Consider the following 4262-nt stretch of genomic DNA (forward strand, 5'->3'; position numbering starts at 1 on the left):
CGGCGCCCGCAGCCGCGGCTCGCTCAGCGAGTCCACCCTGCGCCACCGCGACCGCACCCCCGCCGAGCGCTCCCCCTCCGCCCCGGCGATGGTGGGCTACCTGCAGCGGGTGGGGGCGTGGGCCGGCATCGGGCAGAAGCTGGTGCACGACCGGGTGACCCGCGCCGCGCAGCAGTCCGACGGCTCGTGGACCCTCACCCTGGCCTCCGGGAGCCAGCTGCACGCCCGGGCCCTGGTGCTGGCCACGGGGCACGAGGGCGAACCGGTGGTGCCCGAGGTGCGCGGCACCGACGCCTTCGAGGGGCCCCTGCTGCACACGCACGTGTGGCAGTCCGACCTGGACCTCGCCGGGCGTCGTGTGGCCGTCCTGGCCCCCGGCGTGGACGGCCGGTCCCCTGCGGCCGGCCACCTCTCGGCCACCGAGCACGTGCACACCGCCGCTGCGCTGGCCGAGCAGGGCGCGGACGTGCTGGTCTTCTCCCCCGAGCAGCCCTGGGTGCTGCCCGAGCGCCCCGACGCCGACCCGGTGGACCTCTGGACGAGCAACCGCCGCGTGGACGCCGCCGGGCAGCGACTCCGCGACGTGGGCCGCGTGGTCCGCACAGGTCTGCCGCCGGCCGCCCGCGTGCCGTGGGCACTCGCCGAGGGCGCCCTGGACCCCACCCCGCTGCCGTGGCAGCGCGCGATGCAGGCCTCCACCGCCCTGGCCCGACAGCACCTGGACCCCGAGGCGGTGGAGCTGCACCACGCCTCCTCGCCGCTCTCGCGCGGCACCGTGCGGTCCGAGGCGTGGTTCGAGCAGGTGGCCGCAGGGGGCATCACGCTGCACCGCACCGCCGTGCACCGTATCGCCCCCGATGCCGTGGTGGACGTCCAGGGAACCCGTCACCGCGTGGACGCCCTCGTGCTGGCCACCGGCGCGCACCCGGTGGGCCCGGGCGCCGGCATCGAGGGACTCGACGCCGCCGACGGCGGCCTCCTGGCCGACTGGGCTCCGCACCTGGGCACGCTCGGCCGCGTGCCCAACCTGTTCGTCACCCACGGCCCCGCCTCCGACCTCCCGGTGGGCGGTGACGCCGCCCTGCACGGGGCACGCGCCGCGCTGGTCGCCCGGCTCGTGCGCACCCTGGTGTCCAGCGACGCCCGGCGGGTGGTGGCCACCCCCCGGGCGGTCGAGGCCTGGGAGCGTCGTGTGACGGACCTGCAGCGCCGCGCCGGGCTGGTGCCCGACCCGCAGGCGGTCATGTGGCCGGGACTGCGCCGCGACCTCCTCCGGCTGCTGCGCGGACGACCGGAGGACTTCGTCCTGTCCTGACCACTCGTGCTGTCCTGACCGCCCGGTGCGGGGTGGAACGATCCACCCGTGCGCTCCCTGCTCCGGCGGCCACACGGACGCCGACGTGCGCGCCATCCTGCTGCTGGCCGTGGCCCTGCTGGCCACCGACCTGACCAACACGCTCCTGTCCAACGGGGGGCTACTGGGGTGATGTCACGGCGGTACGCATGCGGCGCATCCTCTCCAGCCGGTACTACGCCAAGCTGCTCTCCCTGCCGCAGCGCCACTTCGACCGCGAGCTCACCGGCACGGTGATCAACCGGCTCTCGCGCAACATCTCCGAGACCACGCAGTTCCTCAACGGGTTCGCCAACAACTTCCTGCCCATGCTGCTCACCACCGCCGCGGTGCTGGTGGTCTCGGCCTGGTACTCGTGGTGGCTGGCGCTGGTGCTGCTCATCGTGTTCCCCCTGTACGTGTGGCTGACGACGCTCACCAGCGCCCTGGACACCCGCAGCGAGCGTCAGGTGCAGGCCGGGCTGGACGAGCTCATGGCCGGGCGCACCTCGCTGATCATCGCCCACCGCCTCTCCACGGTGCACACGGTGGACCGCATCGAGACGCTCAAGGACGGCCGCATCGACGAGGTGGGCACGCCCGCGGAGCTGGCCCGCTCCGGTGGGCTCTACGCCGAGCTGCTCGCGCTGCAGGAGTCCGGGTCGGCCGCCGACCGAAGGCGCCTGCGGCAGTACGACCTCTCGGTGTGACACCTCCCACCGGGGGCTCCGGGTGCGAGGCGCCGGGGGTCCGCGGCAGAGTGGAGGCATGAGCGAGAAGACGCCGCAGACCGCCGGGACCGACCCCGTCACCCGGTTCCCCAGGATCACCGCCCCCGAGCAGGACCAGGACTTCCCCGGCCTGGACGCCCAGCTGGAGCCCACCGCCGACCTCGGCGAGGACAGCTACCGCGGCCACGGCCGCCTGGCCGGCATGCGGGCCCTCATCACCGGCGGCGACTCCGGCATCGGGGCCGCCGTCGCCATCGCCTACGCCCGTGAGGGCGCGGACGTGGCCATCAACCACCTGCCGGACGAGCAGGAGGACGCCGACCGCATCGTGGCCCTCGTGGAGGCCGAGGGGCGCCGCGCCGTCTCCATCCCGGCCGACCTGACCACCCGCGAGGAGTGCGACACCCTCGTGGACCGCGCCGTGGAGGAGCTCGGCGGGCTGGACATCCTCGTGAGCAACGCCGGCAAGCAGGTGTCGGTGCCGGACATCACGCAGATCAGCGACGAGCAGTTCGACCTGACGATGCGCACCAACGTGTACGCCATGTTCTGGCTGTGCCGCGCCGCCGTGCCGCACCTGCAGCCGGGGTCGAGCATCATCATCACCACCTCCGTGCAGGCCTACTCCCCCAGCGACCACCTGCTGGACTACGCCACCACCAAGGCGGCGGAGAACGGGTTCGGCAAGGGCCTGGCCAAGCAGCTGGCACCGAAGGGGATCCGCGTGAACCTCGTGGCGCCGGGGCCCATCTGGACGCCGCTGCAGGTGGTGGAGGGGCAGCCCAAGGAGAAGCTGCCGACCTTCGGGCACAAGCAGCCGCTGGGCCGGGCGGGGATGCCGGCCGAGCTCGCCGGGGCGTACGTCTTCCTGGCCAGCGACGACGCGAGCTACGTGGTGGGCGAGACGCTCAACGTGAACGGCGGCGCCGACAGCCCGTGAGCCGGCGGTCCGGGCATCCTGGTGCGCCCTCGCTGGCATCACCCCGGTCGAACTCCGCACCGGTGCCGTTCTCGGCCTGACACCCAACCCGATCCCGCACCGGTGCTGAACTCGACTGTCGAGTTCAGCACCGGTGCGGTTCTCGCGACGCACCTTCCCGCACAGCTCAGCGGCAACCCCACCGAACGCGCAGCCTGTGGACGACCACCGCCCCGCCATCCCCCGGACGCGGCACTCTTGGGACATGCACGAGGGGGATTCCTGGTTCAGGACAACGCGCGGGCGACGGGTGGAGACCTCCCGCGGACCGACGACCCGCGACGCCTTGCACCGTCAAGGCGCCTGGAGCCCCACGCAGGGTCTGATGGTCCCAGCCGACCTCGCAGGACCGAGCATCGTGCGGGCAGTGCTGTCCACGCTGCCCGAGCACCTCGTCGCCAGCCACATCACCGCCGCACGCTTCCACGGGATCCCCCTCCCCACGCCGTGGCAACGTGACGAACCGGTTCACGTCTCAGCCCGCCCGCCGCACCGGGCACCTCAACGCCGTGGGGTCCGCGGACACCAGGACGCTGCGCTCGAGGCCGTGGAGGTCGATGGTGCTCGCTGCGCCTCCCTGCTCACCACCTGGCGTGGGCTGGCCACGATGTTGGGAGAGCGGGACCTGACGGCCGCGGCCGACTGGCTCATCGGACGGGACTGCCCGCTCACCGGCACGCTCACCGTGGAGGACCTCGCCCGGTCGCTGGCGCCGGGTGGCCGGGGAGCCGGGCGCGCACGTGCAGCCCTAGCCATCGCCGACGGGGACGCGGCCTCCCCCAAGGAGTCCCACCTGCGCCACCTGGTGCTCTCCTGGGGAGTCCCCGCTCCCGAGGTGAACGCCGACGTGCACGACGACCACGGCCAGTGGCTCGGGTGCAGCGACCTCGTGTGGCGCTCCCGCAAGGTGGCCGCGGAGTACGAGGGGGACCACCACCGCACCGACCGGCGTCAGTGGCAACTCGACATCGAACGCATCCGGCTGTACGAGGCTGCCGGGTGGACGGTCATCCGTGCGACGAGCCGTGACCTGAGTCGTCCCGCACGTCTGCGCGAGGCCCTCTTGCGGGCGTTGGAGGATTCCGGCACCCGCGCCGCATGACCGCTGCCCGCTCCTCCCCCGGCCCTGGCGCGCCGGCCCTTCCAATCCCGCACCGGTGCCGTTCTCGGCCTGACACCCAACCCGATCCCGCACCGGTGCTGAACTCGACTGTCGAGT

Annotated in this window: 5 protein-coding genes; all 5 read left to right on the forward strand. The window is 73.5% G+C overall.

Annotated elements, in window-relative coordinates:
- Positions 1–1315, forward strand: a 1315-nt coding sequence (locus tag HMPREF3099_RS12685; protein WP_070703477.1) for an NAD(P)/FAD-dependent oxidoreductase, incomplete at its 5' end; no start/stop codon positions are given.
- Between the two features lie 25 nt (positions 1316–1340).
- Positions 1341–1487 (forward strand): hypothetical protein, encoded by a 147-nt coding sequence (locus HMPREF3099_RS13335; protein ID WP_237769696.1) that lies wholly within the window; start codon positions 1341–1343, stop codon positions 1485–1487.
- A gap of 16 nt (positions 1488–1503) precedes the next feature.
- Positions 1504–2043, forward strand: a complete 540-nt coding sequence (locus HMPREF3099_RS01745; RefSeq protein ID WP_070703478.1) for an ABC transporter transmembrane domain-containing protein — start codon at positions 1504–1506, stop codon at positions 2041–2043.
- 58 nt (positions 2044–2101) lie between these two features.
- A complete protein-coding gene (locus tag HMPREF3099_RS01750) occupies positions 2102–3004 on the forward strand; it encodes an SDR family oxidoreductase (RefSeq protein ID WP_070703479.1) in 903 nt (300 codons plus the stop codon).
- Between the two features lie 364 nt (positions 3005–3368).
- A complete protein-coding gene (locus tag HMPREF3099_RS01755) occupies positions 3369–4145 on the forward strand; it encodes a hypothetical protein (RefSeq protein WP_141761930.1) in 777 nt (258 codons plus the stop codon).
- Positions 4146–4262: the final 117 nt, after the last annotated feature.

This window comes from Kytococcus sp. HMSC28H12 (assembly GCF_001816045.1).
Lineage (GTDB): Bacteria > Actinomycetota > Actinomycetes > Actinomycetales > Dermatophilaceae > Kytococcus > Kytococcus schroeteri.

Excerpts from the sequence above, each read along its gene's own strand:
- HMPREF3099_RS01745 (WP_070703478.1), top strand. The coding sequence starts at position 1,504 with ATGCGGCGCATCCTCTCCAGCCGGTACTACGCCAAGCTGCTCTCCCTG.
- HMPREF3099_RS01750 (WP_070703479.1), top strand. The coding sequence starts at position 2,102 with ATGAGCGAGAAGACGCCGCAGACCGCCGGGACCGACCCCGTCACCCGG.
- HMPREF3099_RS01755 (WP_141761930.1), top strand. The coding sequence starts at position 3,369 with ATGGTCCCAGCCGACCTCGCAGGACCGAGCATCGTGCGGGCAGTGCTG.